The sequence below is a fragment of the Rhodococcus sp. P4_F5 genome (assembly GCF_056401315.1).
The window spans coordinates 1-17,018 of the sequence record NZ_JBFUJP010000061.1 but is presented as its reverse complement, the minus strand read 5'-3'; the positions used below and the strand labels follow the sequence as shown (position 1 = coordinate 17,018).

The 17,018-nt window shown below is 71.3% G+C and carries 15 protein-coding genes and 1 riboswitch; of the genes, 8 read left to right on the top strand and 7 right to left on the bottom strand.

Annotated features, from left to right (window positions below; genetic code table 11):
* Positions 1-4: 4 nt before the first annotated feature.
* Positions 5-313: a DUF3017 domain-containing protein gene (locus AC1DU4_RS20160; RefSeq protein ID WP_477842806.1), complete on the top strand. Its 309-nt coding sequence runs from the start codon at positions 5-7 to the stop codon at positions 311-313.
* Between the two features lie 93 nt (positions 314-406).
* Here the strand turns inward: AC1DU4_RS20160 and metX (AC1DU4_RS20155) are convergent, their stop codons facing one another.
* The 3 genes from metX (AC1DU4_RS20155) to AC1DU4_RS20145 form a co-directional block, all read right to left on the bottom strand.
* Positions 407-1,585, bottom strand: a complete 1,179-nt coding sequence (metX, locus tag AC1DU4_RS20155; RefSeq protein WP_477842837.1) for a homoserine O-acetyltransferase MetX — start codon at positions 1,583-1,585, stop codon at positions 407-409.
* 169 nt (positions 1,586-1,754) lie between these two features.
* Complete coding sequence (gene metX, locus AC1DU4_RS20150) at positions 1,755-2,876, bottom strand: homoserine O-acetyltransferase MetX (protein ID WP_477842835.1); 1,122 nt, start codon at positions 2,874-2,876, stop codon at positions 1,755-1,757.
* Positions 2,877-2,917: 41 nt separating this feature from the next.
* Positions 2,918-4,228, bottom strand: coding sequence for a bifunctional o-acetylhomoserine/o-acetylserine sulfhydrylase (locus AC1DU4_RS20145; protein WP_477842804.1), 1,311 nt, complete (start codon positions 4,226-4,228; stop codon positions 2,918-2,920).
* A 160-nt stretch (positions 4,229-4,388) separates the two neighbouring features.
* Positions 4,389-4,508, bottom strand: a riboswitch (SAM riboswitch).
* A 165-nt stretch (positions 4,509-4,673) separates the two neighbouring features.
* Between AC1DU4_RS20145 and AC1DU4_RS20140 the strand changes: the two genes are divergently transcribed.
* Entirely contained in the window at positions 4,674-6,071 is a 1,398-nt protein-coding gene (locus AC1DU4_RS20140; protein WP_477842802.1) for an amino acid permease, read from the top strand.
* Between the two features lie 26 nt (positions 6,072-6,097).
* Here the strand turns inward: AC1DU4_RS20140 and AC1DU4_RS20135 are convergent, their stop codons facing one another.
* Genes AC1DU4_RS20135 through hutU form a run of 4 tightly spaced genes read right to left on the bottom strand, consistent with a single transcriptional unit; the run spans position 6,098 to position 11,145 of the window.
* Complete coding sequence (locus tag AC1DU4_RS20135; protein ID WP_477842801.1) at positions 6,098-7,330, bottom strand: NAD(P)/FAD-dependent oxidoreductase; 1,233 nt, start codon at positions 7,328-7,330, stop codon at positions 6,098-6,100.
* Positions 7,327-8,292: a formimidoylglutamase gene (gene hutG, locus AC1DU4_RS20130; RefSeq protein WP_477842799.1), complete on the bottom strand. Its 966-nt coding sequence runs from the start codon at positions 8,290-8,292 to the stop codon at positions 7,327-7,329. The genes AC1DU4_RS20135 and hutG overlap by 4 nt, the downstream gene beginning before the upstream one ends.
* Complete coding sequence (hutI, locus tag AC1DU4_RS20125; RefSeq protein ID WP_477842797.1) at positions 8,289-9,470, bottom strand: imidazolonepropionase; 1,182 nt, start codon at positions 9,468-9,470, stop codon at positions 8,289-8,291. Before hutI ends, hutG begins: the two co-directional genes overlap by 4 nt.
* A gap of 4 nt (positions 9,471-9,474) precedes the next feature.
* A complete protein-coding gene (gene hutU / locus AC1DU4_RS20120; RefSeq protein ID WP_477842795.1) occupies positions 9,475-11,145 on the bottom strand; it encodes a urocanate hydratase in 1,671 nt (556 codons plus the stop codon).
* A 270-nt stretch (positions 11,146-11,415) separates the two neighbouring features.
* Here hutU and AC1DU4_RS20115 point away from each other — a divergent pair, with 270 nt between their 5' ends.
* The 6 genes from AC1DU4_RS20115 to AC1DU4_RS20090 form a co-directional block, all read left to right on the top strand.
* A complete protein-coding gene (locus AC1DU4_RS20115) occupies positions 11,416-12,567 on the top strand; it encodes an acyltransferase family protein (RefSeq protein ID WP_477842793.1) in 1,152 nt (383 codons plus the stop codon).
* Positions 12,568-12,756: 189 nt separating this feature from the next.
* Positions 12,757-13,980, top strand: coding sequence for an NADP-dependent isocitrate dehydrogenase (locus AC1DU4_RS20110; protein WP_072843708.1), 1,224 nt, complete (start codon positions 12,757-12,759; stop codon positions 13,978-13,980).
* 152 nt (positions 13,981-14,132) lie between these two features.
* Positions 14,133-15,347 (top strand): MFS transporter, encoded by a 1,215-nt coding sequence (locus AC1DU4_RS20105; protein ID WP_477842833.1) that lies wholly within the window; start codon positions 14,133-14,135, stop codon positions 15,345-15,347.
* A gap of 32 nt (positions 15,348-15,379) precedes the next feature.
* Positions 15,380-16,183 (top strand): exodeoxyribonuclease III, encoded by an 804-nt coding sequence (locus AC1DU4_RS20100; RefSeq protein WP_477842790.1) that lies wholly within the window; start codon positions 15,380-15,382, stop codon positions 16,181-16,183.
* Entirely contained in the window at positions 16,180-16,731 is a 552-nt protein-coding gene (locus AC1DU4_RS20095; RefSeq protein ID WP_477842789.1) for a ribonuclease domain-containing protein, read from the top strand. Before AC1DU4_RS20100 ends, AC1DU4_RS20095 begins: the two co-directional genes overlap by 4 nt.
* On the top strand, positions 16,731-17,018 hold a 288-nt coding region (locus AC1DU4_RS20090; protein ID WP_477842787.1), incomplete at its 3' end, for a barstar family protein. The genes AC1DU4_RS20095 and AC1DU4_RS20090, both read left to right, overlap by 1 nt.

The window sequence follows — 17,018 nt, the reverse complement described above, 5'->3', positions numbered from 1 at the left end:
CCACGTGATCGCTGCCCGGTCGTCGACCACCAACGGCTGGCTCCGGCTCGCCCGCCGGAACCTGCCGTTGCTGGCGGTGCTCGCCGTGGTGCTGGTCGCCGCCGTGTTCGTGCTGGCCGACCGGTGGCGCCGCGGCGCCTTCGTCTTCGGGCTCGCGACGCTGGTGGCGGCGGGCTTCCGGTTGTGCCTGGCGCCCGAGGACGTCGGGGTGCTGGCGGTGCGTGGTCAGCGCTTCGACGTGGCCGCGATGACGACGGTCGGTGTCGCGATCGTGTGGTTGTCGGTCTCGATCGACCCCCTGGGCACCGGCTGAGCCGCGCCTGAGTCGCCGGTGCGCGCCTGAACAAGCAGCTGAAGGCGTGCCGGTGCTGCCGCCCTGGTGGCGGCAGCACCGGCCTCACCTCGACTACGGGGCGGTGCGTCCGACCCTGGCCAGCGCCAGGGTCTCGCCCATCAGCTCGGTGACCCACTCGACCTCGGTGAGGAAGCCGTCGTGCCCGGCCGGCGAGTGCACCACCCGAATGCCGTCGCAACCCGGGAGCAGCTCCGCCATGGCCTGGGCCTGGTGCAGCGGGATGATCCGGTCCGAGTCGATGGCGCCGACGACCACCGGGACAGGGGTCGACCGCAGGGCAGCTTCGATGCCGCCGCGGCCGCGACCGACGTCGTGCTTGTTGGCGCAGTGGGTGAGGGCAACGAAGGAGCCGGCGTCGAACGTCGTCACCAGCTTGTTCGCGTGGTACTCGAGGTAGCTCTGGACCGCGTAGCGGCCGCCGTTCCAGATGTCCTCGCCCTCCTGCGCGGCATTCGCGAACTGGTCGTCCATGGCCGCCGCGCCGCGGTAGGTCAGGTGGGCGAACCGGCGGGCGATGTTCAGGCCGTTGTCGGGCGAGACACCGGTGCCGTAGTAGTCGCCGCCGTGCCAGTTCGGGTCCGCGGCGATGACGTCGATCTGGGCGGTGTGGCCGCCGATCTGGTCCGCGGTCGCGCGGGGACTGACCGCGAGGAGCAGCGCCGAGCGGATCCGGTCGGGGTGGCCGATCATCCATTCGAGGGTGCGCATGCCGCCCAACGAGCCGCCGATGACGGTCGCGAACTGTGCGATCCCCAGGGCGTCCGCCAGCACGCGCTCCGCCTCGACCTGATCGCGGATGGAGATCGCGGGGAAACGCGATCCCCAGATCTGGCCGTCCGGTGCGGGCGTGCTCGGTCCGGTCGTTCCGCGGCAGCTGCCGAGCACGTTGGTGACGAGCACGCACCACTCGTCGGTGTCGATCGGCGCCCCCGGACCGACCATGCCGTTCCACCACCCGGCGGTGACGTGGTCGGGACCGGCCGGGCCGGTGACGTGCGAGTCACCGGTCAGCGCGTGCTCGATCAGCACGATGTTGTCCAGATTCGGGCTCGGGGTGCCCCAGCACTGCATCGCGATGGTCACGTCCGGCAGCACCGCACCGCTCTCGAGCTGTAGCGCACCGATGTCGATACTGGTCAGGCTTCCGTCCGACGGGGGGAACGGCGCGAATGCCCGGGCACCGGCCGCGGACGCCGCGACGTCGTCGCGCCCGGTCGGGGGCGTTGCCACCTCGGTCTGCGGCGAGTCAGGCGTAGAGCTGGGTTGAATCACAGATGAGCGCACCGGGCCGATGGTAGTGACCCGGTACGTCAGTGGAGGCGCAATCAGCCAATTCTGGCCGACCGTCCAGCAAATTCTGGTAACCGGGTGAGACGGGTGTTGCGGGGATGGTCGAAAGTTAACCGGCGGGGCCGTGGCGACCGGCACGGGCCAGCGTCATGGTCTCGCCGAGCAGGTTCGTGACCCACTCGGCCTCGGTCAGGAAGCCGTCGTGACCGTCCTTGGAGTTCACCACCCGCAGGCCCTCGCAGCCGGCCAGGTGGTCGGCAAGCTCCTCCTGCTGGCGCAGAGGGTAGAGCCGGTCCGAGTCGACGCCGCCGACGATGACCGGGACGGTGCACCCGGCCAGCGCGGCCTCGATGCCGCCGCGCCCCCGGCCCACGTCGTGCCGGTTCATCGCCTCGGTGAGCAGGACGTACGTGGCCGGATCGAAGCGTGCCACGAGCTTGTCGGCCTGGTGCTCGAGGTAGCTCTGGACCGCGTACCGGCCGCCGTGCCACGGGTCCTCGCCGGGCTGTGCGACGTTGCCGAACCGGGTGTCGAGCTCGTGCTCGGTGCGGTAGGTCAGGTGCGCGATCCGGCGCGCGATGCGCAATCCGGCCCGGGGGACCCGGCCGGTGTCGTGGTAGTCGCCGCCCTGCCAGTCGGGATCGCTCGTGATGGCCGCGATCTGGGTGGTCTGGGTGCCGATCTGGTCGGCGGTCGCGCGGGCACCGACCGCAAGGATCAGCGCGGACGCCACCCGGTCGGGATGGCCGACGGCCCACTCGAGGGTCCGCATGCCGCCCATCGAGCCGCCGATGACGGACGCGAACCGCTCGATGCCGAGCACGTCGGCGAGCGCCACCTCGGCGGCCACCTGGTCACGGATGGACGTCTCCGGGAAGCGGGACCCCCACCGACGGCCGTCCGGTGCGAGCGTCGTCGGCCCGGTGCTACCCCGGCAGCCGCCGAGCACGTTGGTGGCGAGGACGCACCACTCGTCGGTGTCGAGCGGCGCGCCCGGTCCGACCATGCCGTCCCACCAGCCGGGGGAGGGGTGGGACGCGCCGGCGGGACCGGTGACATGCGAGTCGCCGGTGAGCGCGTGTTCGACCAGCACCACGTTGTCGCGCGCGGCGTTGGGCACCCCCCAGACCTGCAGGGCCAGTGTCACCGAGGACAGCACGGCGCCGTTCTCGAGCTGCAGCTCGCCGATGTCGACGCTCGTCAGGCGTCCGTCCGGGGCGGGGAAGGCCAGAGCCTGCCGCCCCGAACGGGCGCCTGAAAAGGAGCTGACGGTCAAGATGTCGCCGCCTCGAAGCCGGTCTCGAGGTCGGCCAGGATGTCGTCGATTCCCTCGATGCCCACCGCGAGCCGGACCAGGCCCGGCGTGACGCCCGCTGCCAGCTGCTCCTCGGGGCTCAGCTGCGAGTGGGTGGTGGACGCGGGGTGGATGACGAGGGAACGCACGTCGCCGATGTTAGCGACGTGGCTGTGCAGGGAAAGGGCATCGACGAACTTCTTGCCCGCGTCGATCCCGCCGGCCAGCTCGAACGCCACGATGGCGCCCGGGCCGCGCGGGGCGAGCTGCTGTGCCCGCTCGTGCCAGCGCGAGGACGCCAGCCCGGCGTAGGCGACCGAGGTGACCTCCGGCCGGTCCTGCAGGAACTCGGCGACCCGCTGCGCGTTGGCCACGTGCCGCTCCATCCGCAGGCTCAGGGTCTCGAGCCCCTGGCCGATCAGGAACGCGTTGAACGGCGACACCGCCGGGCCCATGTCGCGCAGCAACTGCACCCGTGCCTTGAGCGCAAAGGCGGGTGCGCCGAGGTCGGCGAACACCACACCGTGGTAGCTGGGGTCCGGGGTGGTGAAGTTGGTGTGCCGGCCCTGGGTCCAGTCGAAGTTGCCGCCGTCGACGATGACGCCGGCGATGGCGGTGCCGTGCCCGCCGAGGTACTTCGTCGCCGAGTGCACCACGATGTCGGCGCCGTGCGCGAGCGGCTGCAGCAGGTAGGGCGACGCGACGGTGTTGTCGACGATCAGCGGGAGGCCGTTCTCGTGTGCGACCGCCGCGATGCCCGGGACGTCGAGCACGTCGTTCATCGGGTTGGAGATGGTCTCGCCGAAGAAGGCCTTGGTGTTCGGCTGGATCGCCGCACGCCACTGGTCGAGGTCGTCGGGGTCCTCGACGAAGCTCACGGTGACGCCGAGCTTCGGCAGGGTGTAGCGGAACAGGTTGTACGTGCCGCCGTAGAGCCGCGGGCTGGAGACGATGTGGTCGCCCGACTCGGCGATGTTCAGCAGCGCCGTGGTGGCGGCGGCCTGCCCGGAGGAGAGCAGCAGCGCGGCCACACCGCCCTCGAGCGCCGCGATCCGCTGCTCGACGGCATCCTGCGTCGGGTTCATGATCCRGGTGTAGATGTTGCCCGGCTCCGCCAGTCCGAACAGCGCCGCGGCGTGGTCGGTGTTGTCGAAGGTGTACGACGTGGTCTGGTAGATCGGCAGCGCGCGGGCGTTGGTGTTGCTGTCGGCGGACGCACCGGCATGGATCTGCTTGGTCTCGAAGCTCCAGGCCGAGGTCGGGTCGGGGGTGGGGGTGTTCTCGCTCATGTGGGCTCTGCTCCAGAAGAAGATGGGGGAGGTCGGCGCGGTCAGTGCGCCTGGACCAGGCGCGATCGGTGCGCCGATGGACACATGGGGACTGTCAGCGAGAGCAACACACGGTGAACCTCCGGTGGGTCGTGGCCCGGTCTGTGGGTCCGTCCCGACGGACCCGCGCTTGTCATCCGACACTTCTGCTTCGAACAACCAGGTCTTCACCCGGGGCACCCCACCGCGGATGGAGGGTTGCCGACCAGCGAGCCGGGGCTTGACGCTGGAACTCTTGACCTGCCGCCGATCGTAGCGCCACCGGGTACGGGGCGGTCAGCCGGGCGTCAGTGACCGGCGTTACAGGACTAAAGTGCTGGCCGCCCGTATTCACTCCGCGAGACGCGCCCACCGGGCGTGAGTTCGCCCGCCTGTGATTCGCCCACCACCTTGGGGAGAACCGATCGTGAAAGCCGCCGCAGGGGCGCTGACCCGGGGTCTCACCGCGCGTCACATCCGATTCATCGCACTGGGATCCGCCATCGGGACCGGGCTGTTCTACGGCTCCGCGGAGGCGATCGAGAAGGCCGGCCCGTCCGTGCTGCTCGCCTACCTGATCGGCGGCGCCGCGGTGTACATCGTGCTGCGGGCGCTCGGCGAGATGGCGGTGAGCAACCCGGTGTCGGGGTCGTTCGGCGAGTACGCCAGCAAGCACCTGGGGCCGCTGGCCGGTTTCGTGACCGGCTGGACGTACACCTTCGAGATGATCGTCGTCTGCCTGGCGGACGTGACCGCGTTCGGCATCTACATGGGCTTCTGGTTCCCGGACGTGCCCCGGTGGATCTGGGTCCTGGCCATCGTGTTCTTCATCGGCGCGATGAACCTGCTCAGCGTCCGCGTGTTCGGCGAGATGGAGTTCTGGTTCACCCTGGTCAAGGTGACCGCCATCGTCGCGATGATCGTCGGCGGTGCGGCCATCCTGATCTTCGGCTTCGGCGTCCACGACACCAGCGTCGGGGTGAGCAACCTGTGGACCGACGGCGGCTTCTTCGCGACCGGGTTCGGCGGCTTCGTGGCCTCCTTCGCGATCGTGATGTTCGCGTTCGGCGGCACCGAGATCATCGGCATCACCGCGGGGGAGGCCGAGGACCCCGCGCACACCATCCCGCGGGCGGTCAACACCGTGCCGGTCCGGATCGTGCTGTTCTACGTGCTCACCCTCGCCGTGATCATGGCGCTGAACCCGTGGCAGGAGATCGGGTCGGAGGGCAGCCCGTTCGTGGAGATCTTCTCCGGGCTCGGGATCGGTCCGGCCGCGACGGTCCTCAACATCGTGGTGATCACCGCAGCGCTCTCGGCGATCAACAGCGACGTCTTCGGCGCCGGCCGGATGATGTACGGGATGGCCCAGCGCGGCCAGGCGCCGGCGGTGATGAAGCGGGTCTCGCGCAGCGGCGTGCCGTGGATGACCGTCGTGGTGATGACCGGCGCGCTGTTGCTGGCGGTCCTGCTCAACTACCTGATCCCGGACCGGGTGTTCCTGGTCATCGCGTCGATCGCCACCTTCGCGACCATCTTCGTCTGGCTGATGATCCTGCTCTCGCAGTACGCGTCGCGGAAGCAGATGAGCGAGGACGAGGTGGCCGCGCTGCGGTTCCCGGTGCCGTTCTGGCCGTACGGGCAGTGGGCGGCATTCGGCTTCCTGCTGTTCGTGGTCGCGGTGCTGGCGGTGGTCGCCGACACCCGGGTGGCACTGGTCGTCGGCCTGGTGTGGTTGGCGCTGCTCACGATCGCCTACCGCGTCTTCGTGGCGCGGCGGCCGGCGGCGCAGGAGGACGAGCCGGAACCGGTGCCGCTGGCCTGACCGCGGAACCGCGGTGCGGGAGGCGCTCAGGCCTTCGGCGGCTCCTGCACGAGCGGCGCGGCGGCGGCGAGGATCGCGGCGCGGTCACCGCCGGGCGGCGGATAGATGCGCCGGCAGTTGATGGTCTGCTTCGTCGCCTTGGCGGCGGCGCCCGTGGTGACGACCCGACGGTCCCAGCCCTCCGTGTAGACGGCGCCGGCGGGTCCCAGGTCGAGGACGGTGACGTACCAGGCGATGCGCAGGGCGATCATCGGCACGCCGATCAGGTCGGCCACCACGTTGTGCCCGGCGACGCGTCCCATCGGCCGCCCGTGCTGGCAGGACATCACCGAGGGCCGGCCCGCGTCGACCATCGCGCGCGCCGAGTCTCCCGCCGCGAACACCCCGGGCTGGCCGGGTAGTCGCAGGAACTCGTCGACGTGCAGGCGTCCGAGGCGGTCGCGCTCGACCGGGAACAGTCGCGTCAGCGGACTGGCGCGCATGCCCGCACACCAGATCACCGTGCCCGCGGGAACGTCGGTGCCGGTGCCGGAGCCGAGCCGGATGCCGGTCGGGTCGATCGAGGTGATCTCGGTGCCCGGCCAGGCCTCGATCCCGAGTTCGGCCAGCGCGCTGTCGATGACCGGCCGGGCCGAATCGCCCATGTCCGAGCCCATTCGGGGGTTGTGGTCCGCCAGGATCACCCGGGCGGGGCCGGACTGACCGGCCCGGGCGAGAACGGTCCGAAGCCGGCCGGGCATTTCGGTCGCGGTCTCGATGCCGGTCAACCCGGCACCGACCACGACGACGGTGAACTGACCGGGGTACGGACCGGCGTCGGCCAGGGAATCGAGGTGCGCCGTCAACCGGACGGCGTGGTCGTAGGTGTCGACGTCGAACGCGTGCTCGGCGAGCCCGGGGACGGGCGGGCGGGCGAGTTCGCTGCCGAGCGCGAAGACCAACCGGTCGTACGGCAGGACCCGCGGCCCCGCGGCCGTCCCGACGGTGACGCACCGCCCGGGCAGGTCCACGCTGGTCACCTCGCCCCGCACCAGRTCGACGCCGATGGGGTCCAGGACGTCCGCGAGCGGGACGCGGGCCGGCCCGATGTCGGCCTCGTAGTTGCGGACCCGGATGCCGTGAAATCCGTTGCGATTGACCAACGTCACCCGTGCCACGTCGGGTCCGGCGCCGAGCTCGTCGAGCTTGCGGGCGGCGCCGGCCGCGCTCCACAGGCCCGCGAAACCGCCGCCGAGAATCACGATCCGCTGGGGGTTCATGTCGCGGGTTCCGGTTGGGTGCGACCGGTGACCACCCGGTGGATCAGACGGGCCGCCGTCCGCGCCGTGCGGTTGTCGAAGTCCAGCACGGGACTGAGCTCGGCCACCTCGAACAGGGCGAGCTTGCCGCTGACCGTGACGAGCTCGCACACCCGCGAGACCACCTCGAGGCTCACCCCGAACGCCGCCGGGGCGCTGACGCCGGGTGCGACCGCCGCGGGCAGCACGTCGAGGTCGACGCTCAGGTGCACCAGGTCGACCGAGCCGAGGAACTCCTCGACGAACGACTCGACCGCGGGCAGGTTCGACGGGCCGCACTCCTCGTCGAGCAGGTACCGCACGCCGAGCGCATCGGCCCGGGAGAACAGGGCCGCGGTGTTACCGGGTTGCGCTATGCCGAGCACTGCGTAGTTCAGTGAGCGGCCCTGCGCCGCTTCGTGTTCGGCCATCTGACGGAACGGCGTCCCGGAGCTGGGCGCCGCGTCGTCGCGAAGGTCGAAGTGGGCGTCGAGGTTCAGCACCCCCATCCGGGCACCGGCCGCGACGGCGGCGCTGCGCGCGATGCCCAGGTAGCTGCCGAAGGCCACCTCGTGACCGCCCCCGAGGACCGTCACGAAGTGCCCGGCGTCGAGCAAGCCCGCGACCGCCGCGCCGAGCCGCTGCTGCGCGCCCTCGAGGTYCGACCCGGTCACCRCCACGTCGCCGGCGTCGAACAGGCGCACCGGCCGCGCCAGCGCCGTGGACGCGAGCGCGTGACGCAGGGTCGCCGGGCCCCGGGCCGCGCCCGGCCTGCCCTTGTTGCGCCGCACCCCCTCGTCGCTGCGGAACCCGACCAGGACGCAGGCGCCCGGCGCCGCGCCGGCGTCGTAGGGGGAGACCGCGCCGTGCCAGCGCAGGTGCTCCGGCCCGGGTCCGTCGTCGCGCCCGGACCACTCGGGTGGGGCGATGTCCACTCCGGTCATCTCAGTCGTCCCTCCGTCCACACCTCACGCACCAGCGGGACCCCCGGCCGGTAGGCCAGGTACAGGTGCGACGGCGCGTCCAACGCGATCAGGTCGGCGCGCATGCCGACCCGGATGCTGCCGATGTCGCCCCGCCGCAATGCCGCCGCGCCGCCGGCCGTGGCCGCCCACACGGCCTCGTCCGGGCTCATCCGAAGCTCCCGCACCGCCAGTGCGATCGCGAACGGGATGCTGGTGGTGTAGGAGGTGCCGGGGTTGCAGTCCGAGGCCAGCGCGACCGTCACGCCGGCGTCGAGCAGCGCCCTGGCGTCGGGATACCTTCCGCGGGCGCAGAAGTCGGCGCCGGGCAGCAGCGTCGCCACGGTGTCGCCCGCCGCCAGCGCCTCGACGTCCGCGTCGGTGGCGTAGGTGACGTGGTCCACGGACGCCGCGCCCAGTTCGACGGCGAGCCGGACGCCCGGGCCGGGGCCGAGTTGGTTGCCGTGCACGCGCGGGGTGAGCCCGGCCGCGACGCCCGCCTCGAGTACCGCCCGGGACTGGTCGGCGTCGAAGGCGCCGGCCTCGCAGAACACGTCGACCCACCGGGCGTGCGGCGCGCACACCGGGATCATCCACTCACACACCATCTGCACGTACTCGTCCGTGCGGCCCTCGAATTCCGGCGGGGTGACGTGCGCGGCGAGCAGTGTCGTCTCGTCGGTGCAGGCGGCCGCGATCGCGAGGCTGCGCAGTTCGTCCGCGACGGTCTGGCCGTAGCCCGACTTGCACTCGATCGTCGTGGTCCCGGAGCGCAGTGCCTCGGCGACCAGGCGGGCGGTGTTCGCGCCGAGTTCGGCATTGGTGGCGGCGCGGGTGGCGGCGACGGTGGCGCGGATGCCGCCGGCACGGTAGGGGACACCACTCACCCTCGCCGCGAACTCCTCCGCCCGGTCGCCGTAGAAGACGAGATGTGCGTGGCTGTCGACGAATCCGGGCAGGGCCGCACGGCCGCCGAGGTCGTACCTCGTGTCGGCGCCGCCGCCGGGCAGGCGCGAACGCGGCCCGACCCACTGGACGATCCCGTCGCCGAGCACCACCGCGGCGTCGTGGATCACGCCGAGCGGGCCGGTGCCCGCCGCGGGGTCGTTGGTGACGAGGGCGCCGATGTTGTCGACGACCACCCAGGGGTGCCCGGGCACGCCGTCACCGCTCCCACATCGGGATCCGGATGCCGCGCTCGGCAGCGACCTCGGCGGCCCGCGGGTAGCCGGCGTCCACGTGCCGGACCACCCCCGTGCCCGGGTCGTTGGTGAGCACCCGCTCGAGCTTGCGGGCGGCCAGTTCGGTGCCGTCGGCGACGCACACCTGACCGGCGTGGATCGAGCGGCCCATCCCGACGCCGCCGCCGTGGTGGATCGACACCCAGGACGCCCCGGAGGCGGTGTTGAGCAGGGCGTTGAGCAGCGGCCAGTCGGCGATGGCGTCCGAGCCGTCGGCCATCGCCTCGGTCTCGCGGTACGGGGACGCGACCGAGCCGGCGTCGAGGTGGTCGCGGCCGATGACGACCGGGGCGCTCAGTTCGCCGGACGCCACCATCTCGTTGAGCCGCAGACCCGCCCGGTGCCGTTCGCCGTAGCCGAGCCAGCAGATCCGGGCGGGCAGGCCCTCGAACCGGACCTTCTGCCCGGCGAGGGTGAGCCACCTCCGCAGGTGCTCGTCGCCCGGGAAGAGCTCCGCCACCGCCCGGTCGGTGGCGGCGATGTCGGCCGGGTCGCCGGAGAGCGCGGCCCACCGGAACGGGCCGCGGCCCTCCTCGAACAGCGGGCGGATGTACGCGGGGACGAAGCCGGGGAAGTCGAATGCCCTGTCGTAACCGCCCTTCCGGGCCTCGTCGCGAATCGAGTTGCCGTAGTCGAAGACCTCCGCGCCGGCATCCATGAAGCCGACCATCGCCGCGACGTGCCGGGCCATCGACGCGCGCGCCTCCTCGGTGAACCAGACGGGGTCCCTCTCGGCCAGCCGGTGCCAGTCCTCGACGGTGACGCCGACGGGCAGGTAGCACAGCGGGTCGTGTGCGGACGTCTGGTCGGTGACGACGTTGATCGGCGCGTTGATCGCGAGCAGCCGGGGGAGCACCTCGGCCGCGTTGCCGAGCAGCCCGATCGACAGCGGGCGACCCTCGTTGCGGGCGAGGACGGCCATCTCCAGCGCCGACTCGACGCTCTCGGTCTTCGCGTCCAGGTAGTGATGCGCCATGCGGCGATTGATCCGGTCCGGGTCGCACTCGACGCAGATCGCGACACCGCCGTTCATGGTCACCGCCAGCGGCTGTGCCCCGCCCATGCCGCCCAGCCCGGCGGTCAGGGTGATGGTCCCCGCCAGCGAGCCCCCGAACCGCTTCCGGGCGACCGCGCCAAACGTCTCGTAGGTGCCCTGCAGGATGCCCTGGCTGCCGATGTAGATCCACGAGCCCGCGGTCATCTGCCCGTACATGGTCAGGCCGAGCGCCTCGAGCCGGYGGAACTCCGGCCAGGTGGCCCAGTCGCCGACCAGGTTCGAGTTGGCGATCAGCACCCGGGGCGCCCACTCGTGGGTCCGGAACACCCCCACCGGCTTGCCCGACTGCACCAGCATCGTCTCGTCGCCGGCGAGGGTCCGCAGCGTCCGCACGATCGCCTCGAAGGCCTCCCAGCTGCGGGCCGCGCGCCCCGTGCCGCCGTAGACGACGAGGTCGTCGGGCCGCTCGGCGACGTCCGGGTCCAGGTTGTTCATCAGCATCCGCAGCGCAGCCTCCTGCGGCCAGCCGCGACAGGACAGCGTGGTGCCGCGGGGCGCGCGGACCGGTCGTGGGCCCGCGGCGGGATGCTCGTCCATCGTCAGCTCCTGTCGACGGCGTACATACCCCTCCATCACACTCCGTCGGCGGCGTCGGCGACAGTGCCGCGGCGCGGCCGAGTCGAAACCCGGCCGGGCCGGTCCCGGCGGCCCGGGGTCGTATCGGGCGCCGACGACAACGCAGCGGGGCGGCGCTCGGGCGCCGGGGGCGCCGAAACGGGGACTGGGAGACGTGCCCTAGGGTCTGGCCCGGCCGAGAACCCGTGGCCGGCCGGCGGCCCGTGGGTCGGCGGAACCGGGGGTGGCGCGATGGCGGTGGGTCTCGACGAGGTCGCGGCGGTCCAGCGGGCGCCGTCGCGGATCGCCGCGCTCACCGGGGTACGTGCCCTCGCCGCCCTGCTGGTGGTGGGCACCCACGCCGCGTTCTGGACCGGCCGCTACACCCCGGACCTGCTCGGGGCGGTGTACGCCCGGCTCGAGATCGGCGTCACCGTCTTCTTCGTGCTCTCGGGATTCCTGCTGTTCCGGCCCTGGGTGCGGGCCGCCGCGGGGGCCGGTGCGGTTCCCGAGACGGGGACCTACCTGTGGCACCGGGCCCGCCGGATCCTGCCCGCGTACTGGGCGGTCGTGGTGGTCGTCTACGCGGTCTACCTGTTCCGGGACCCGGGGGTCACCGGACTCGGCTGGTCGGGGTTCGCGCGCAACCTGACCCTGACCCAGATCTACCGGGCGGGGGACCTGCACGCGGGCCTGACGCAGATGTGGAGCCTGGCCGTGGAGGCCTCGTTCTACCTGGTGCTGCCCGCGCTGGGCGCGGTGGTGGTCTCGGCGGTCTGCCGCGGGCAGTGGCGGCCGTGGCGGATGGCCGCGGCGCTGCTCGGGATCGTGGCGGTCACGCCGCTGTGGACGGTGTTCACGCACGGGGACTTCGGTCTGCCCTACGTCGCGCGACTGTGGTTGCCCGGCTTCGTCGCCTGGTTCGCCGGCGGGATGCTGCTCGCCCTCGGCGCGGCCACCGTTCGGCGGTGCAACCCGTACGCGGCCGGCGGGCTGGCGCTGTACTTCTTCGCCCTGGCCTGCACCCCGCTGGCCGGGGAGGCGACCATCGTGCCCGCGGACGCGGGCGAGGCGGTGGTGAAGTCGCTGCTGTACCTGATGGTGGCTGTGTGTCTGCTGGCCCCGCTGGTCATCGGCGACGACGGCGGCCCGCTCGGGCGGGTGTTCGCGTCCGCGCCGGTGGTGTGGCTCGGCGAGATCTCCTACGAGTTGTTCCTCGTGCACCTGCTGGTGCTGGAGCTGGTGTTCGCGGCACTGGGCTACGGGCCGTTCCAGGGTTCGACCGCGCTGCTGTTCGCCTCGACCGTGGCGATCTCGGTGCCGTTGGCCTGGGCCCTGCACCGGGGGATCGGTGCGCTCGTCCCCGACATCCGCGCTGACCAGCGCAAAGTTACCCGCCGGTAGGTAGCGGCGGGGCGGGGGCGGGGCTTGCGGATCGGGCCGCTAGCAGTACGCTTGTCATGTTTGGCGCGGAAGCCTCGGTTTTTGCGCCTTTTATTGGGTAACTGATTGAGATGCGTCGAGGCCTCGCCCACAAAGCGGGCCTCGAACCGTGTGACCAGGGGAAACTTCCTAGGAGGACGCGAAGTACACATGTCCAAGATCAAGGTTGAAGGAACCGTCGTCGAACTCGACGGCGATGAGATGACCCGCATCATCTGGCAGTTCATCAAGGACAAGCTGATCCATCCGTACCTGGATGTGAACCTCGAGTACTACGACCTGGGTATTGAGCACCGGGACGCTACCGACGATCAGGTCACGATCGACTCCGCAAACGCGATCAAGAAGCACGGCGTCGGCGTCAAGTGCGCGACGATCACCCCGGACGAGGCCCGAGTCGAAGAGTTCGGCCTCAAGAAGATGTGGCGTTCGCCCAACGGCACCATCCGAAACATCCTCGGCGGCACGATCTTCCGTGCGCCGATTCTGATCTCCAACGTCCCGCGCCTGGTCCCGGGTTGGACCAAGCCGGTGATCGTCGGCCGTCACGCCTTCGGCGATCAGTACCGCGCCACCGACTTCAAGGTCGGCGGACCGGGCACCGTCACCATCACCTTCACCCCGGAGGACGGCAGCGAGCCGATCCAGCACGAGGTGTGCCAGATGCCGGAAGACGGCGGCGTCGTGATGGGCATGTACAACTACAAGAAGTCGATCCAGGACTTCGCGCGGGCCTCGCTGGCATACGGCCTGCAGCAGAACTACCCGGTCTACCTCTCGACCAAGAACACCATCCTCAAGGCCTACGACGGCATGTTCAAGGATGAGTTCCAGCGGATCTTCGAGGAAGAGTTCAAGGCGGAGTTCGACGCCGCGGGCCTGACCTACGAGCACCGGCTGATCGACGACATGGTGGCCTCCTCGCTCAAGTGGGAGGGCGGCTACGTCTGGGCCTGCAAGAACTACGACGGCGACGTCCAGTCGGACACCGTCGCGCAGGGCTACGGCTCGCTCGGCCTGATGACCTCCGTGCTGATGACCCCGGACGGCAAGACCGTCGAGGCGGAGGCCGCGCACGGCACCGTCACGCGGCACTACCGCCAGCACCAGCAGGGCAAGCCCACCTCGACCAACCCGATCGCGTCCATCTTCGCGTGGACCCGGGGTCTCGAGCACCGCGGCAAGCTGGACAACACCCCCGAGGTCATCGGCTTCGCGCAGCAGCTCGAGGACGTCGTCATCAAGACCGTCGAGGGCGGCCAGATGACCAAGGACCTCGCCTCGCTCGTCGGCGGGGACCAGGGCTACCTGACCACCGAGGAGTTCCTCGGCGCCCTGGACGAGAACCTGCAGAAGGCGTACGCACTTCGCTAGTTCGCCAGGACTGACCCACGAAACGGGACGCCCGGACATCCGGGCGTCCCGTTTCGTCGTCCCGGGACCGGCTCGCGGTACCCGGTGAGTGAACTCACACCGTCTCACCTGGCGCTTCCGCGGGCGCGGCGACCACCATTGACCCAGTGCAGTTGTCGTCGCCCAGTCCCGAGCTCGAAACCGGCCCCACCCGTGGTGTCTCCCGGCGGCCGGCGATCCTCGCGCTGTGCCTCGGCGGCTTCGGCATCGGCACCACCGAGTTCGTCGCGATGGGCCTGCTGCCCGAGATGTCCAGCGGCCTCGGGATCTCCGAGCCGACGGCCGGGCACCTGATCTCCGCCTACGCGCTCGGCGTGGTGATCGGCGCGCCGACCATTGCAGCACTGTCGGCGCGGGTGCCGCGGCGCACGCTGCTGATCGCGCTGATGGTCGCCTTCACCGTCGGCAACGTCGCGTCGGTGCTCGCGCCGTCCTACTCGACGCTGATGGTCGCGCGGTTCGTCGCCGGTCTGCCGCACGGCGCCTACTTCGGGGTGGCCGCGCTGGTGGCCGCCTACCTCGCGGAGCCCGGGCACCGGGCGAAGGCCGTGGCGACGGTGATGATGGGGCTGTCGGTGGCGAACGTGGTCGGGGTGCCGGTGGCGACGTGGATCGGACAGGGCCTCGGTTGGCGCAGCGCGTTCGCCCTGGTCGCCGTCATCGGGGTCGCCACCGTGGCCGCGCTGGCGGCCTGGATCCCGCGGCTCGACGGCATGCCGGTGACCAATCCCGTCACCGAGCTCGGGGCGCTGCGGCGGGTCCAGGTGTGGATGACGCTGATCGTCGGCATGGTCGGCTTCGGCGGGATGTTCGCCGTCTACAGCTACATCAGCAGCACGCTGACCGAGGTGTCCGGGCTGGCGAAGTCCCTCGTCCCGCTCGCCCTGATGATCTACGGGGTCGGCATGGTGGCCGGCAACTACCTCGGCGGCTACCTGGCCGACCGGGCCCTGATGCCGGGACTGTTCGGCGCGATGGCCGCGATGGCGGTGATCCTGGCGGTGTTCGTGCTGGCCGTCCGGAACCCGGTGACCGCGCTGGTGTTCGTGTTCCTCGTCGGCGTCGCGGGCTCGTCGCTGGTGCCGGGACTGCAGACCCGGCTGATGGACGTCGCGGAGGACGCGCAGACCCTCGCGGCCTCCCTCAACCACGCCGCGCTCAACATCGCCAACGCGTTCGGCGCCTGGATCGGCGGCGTGGTGATCGCCGCCGGGTACGGGTACACGGCGCCGGCGGCGGTGGGATCGTTGCTGGCCGTGGCCGGGCTCGGGGTGCTGGCGGCCGCCGTGATCCTGCAGCGCCGGGCCGCCGCGGCCGCCGCGATCTGATTTTCGCGGTGCTCTTGGATACGGTGCTTGCCGTGCCGCACATCATTTCGACCGTCAACGTCAACGGAATCCGAGCCGCAGCCACGAAGGGACTGCTGGAGTGGCTCAGCACCACCGAGGCCGACGTCGTCTGCCTTCAGGAGACCCGGGCCACCGACGCGCAGCTGGCCAAGTCGCTCGCGCCCGCGCTCGACGGCGGCTGGCACCTCGCCTCCGCCGAACCCTCCGCGAAGGGCCGCAACGGGGTGGCCGTGCTCTCCCGCCGGCCCGCCGACGCGGTGCGGATCGGCCACGGCGACGACGAGTTCGCCGACGCGGGCCGCTACCTCGAGGCCGACTTCGACGACCTGACCGTCGCCAGCCTCTACCTGCCATCGGGGGAGGCGCAGACGCCGCGCCAGGAGGAGAAGGAGCGCTTCCTCGACTCGTTCGGCGCGCACCTCGCCTCGACGGCAGCCCAGGCGGAGCGGGACGGCAGGAAGGTCGCGGTGTGCGGCGACTGGAACATCGCGCACACCGAACGGGACCTGAAGAACCACAAGGGCAACAAGAAGAACTCCGGGTTCCTCCCGCACGAGCGGGACTGGATGGGCTCGGTGTTCGGCGAGTTCGGCTGGGTGGACGTGATGCGCGGGCTGCACCCGGACGTGGACGGGCCGTACACGTGGTGGTCCTACCGCGGCAAGGCATTCGACAACGACTCCGGCTGGCGCATCGACTACCAGGTGTGCACCCCCGCGCTCGCGGAGCTGGCCAAGGAGGCCGTCGTCGAGCGGGCCGCGGCCTACGACCAGCGCTGGTCCGACCACGCGCCGGTCACGGTCCAGTACCGGTGAGCCGGCTCGGGACCCGCTCGCGCGTCGTCGTCGGGGTCCTGCTGGCGGTCCTCGTCGCCATCGCGACCTTCGTCTTCACCGGCCAAGGCGACGATTCCACGTCGGATTCGTTCGCGGTGTCGGAAACAGTCGCGGCGAAGTCGAGCCAGGTGCAGGCCGGGTCGCCGTCGACGACGCCGCAACGACTGGCGGTCGGTGCCGACGGGGCGGTCACGAAAGTAGAGGTGCCACCGCAGACCGCCGACCCCCGCGGGGTGGTCCCGGCCGCGATCACCGCGGCCGCGTTCGCGACGCTCGCCGAGATCGACGCCGGCGACTGGCCGGACTCGGCGAACGCGCCGGGCACCAAGGGCGGCGACCCCTGGCGTAACCGGGACCGGACGCTGCCCGCCAAGACCGGGTCGGGGGCTACGGTCAGCTACCGGGAGTGGGACGTCAACCCGAAGCGTCGCGGCGAGACGCGCGACGCGGAGCGGATCGTCACCGGCAGCGACGGTTCCGCCTGGTACACCGCCGACCACTACACCAGCTTCGTGAGGATGCGCTGATGACCACGGTGACCGGATTCGTCTCCGCCCGTTCCGGCCCGGCGGTCGGCCTGCTCACCGCCTCCCCACGGGCCGCGGACAACGTGGCATACGTGATGGCCGCCGCCGGCTACACCACCCGGGTGGTCCGTGGGCGGGCGATGGCGACAGTGTCCGCGGTGTTCGACGAGTTCGCGGCGGCGCTGCAGTTCCCGTACTACTTCGGGGCCAACAAGGACGCCTTCGACGAGTGCCTGCGCGACGCCGCCGACTGGCTCGGGGACTCGCGTGGCCTGGTGGTCGTGGTC

Bases quoted from the DNA above. Each gene is read 5' to 3' on its own strand.
- AC1DU4_RS20115 (WP_477842793.1), top strand. From the start codon at position 11,416: ATGGCGGTGGGTCTCGACGAGGTCGCGGCGGTCCAGCGGGCGCCGTCG.
- AC1DU4_RS20110 (WP_072843708.1), top strand. From the start codon at position 12,757: ATGTCCAAGATCAAGGTTGAAGGAACCGTCGTCGAACTCGACGGCGAT.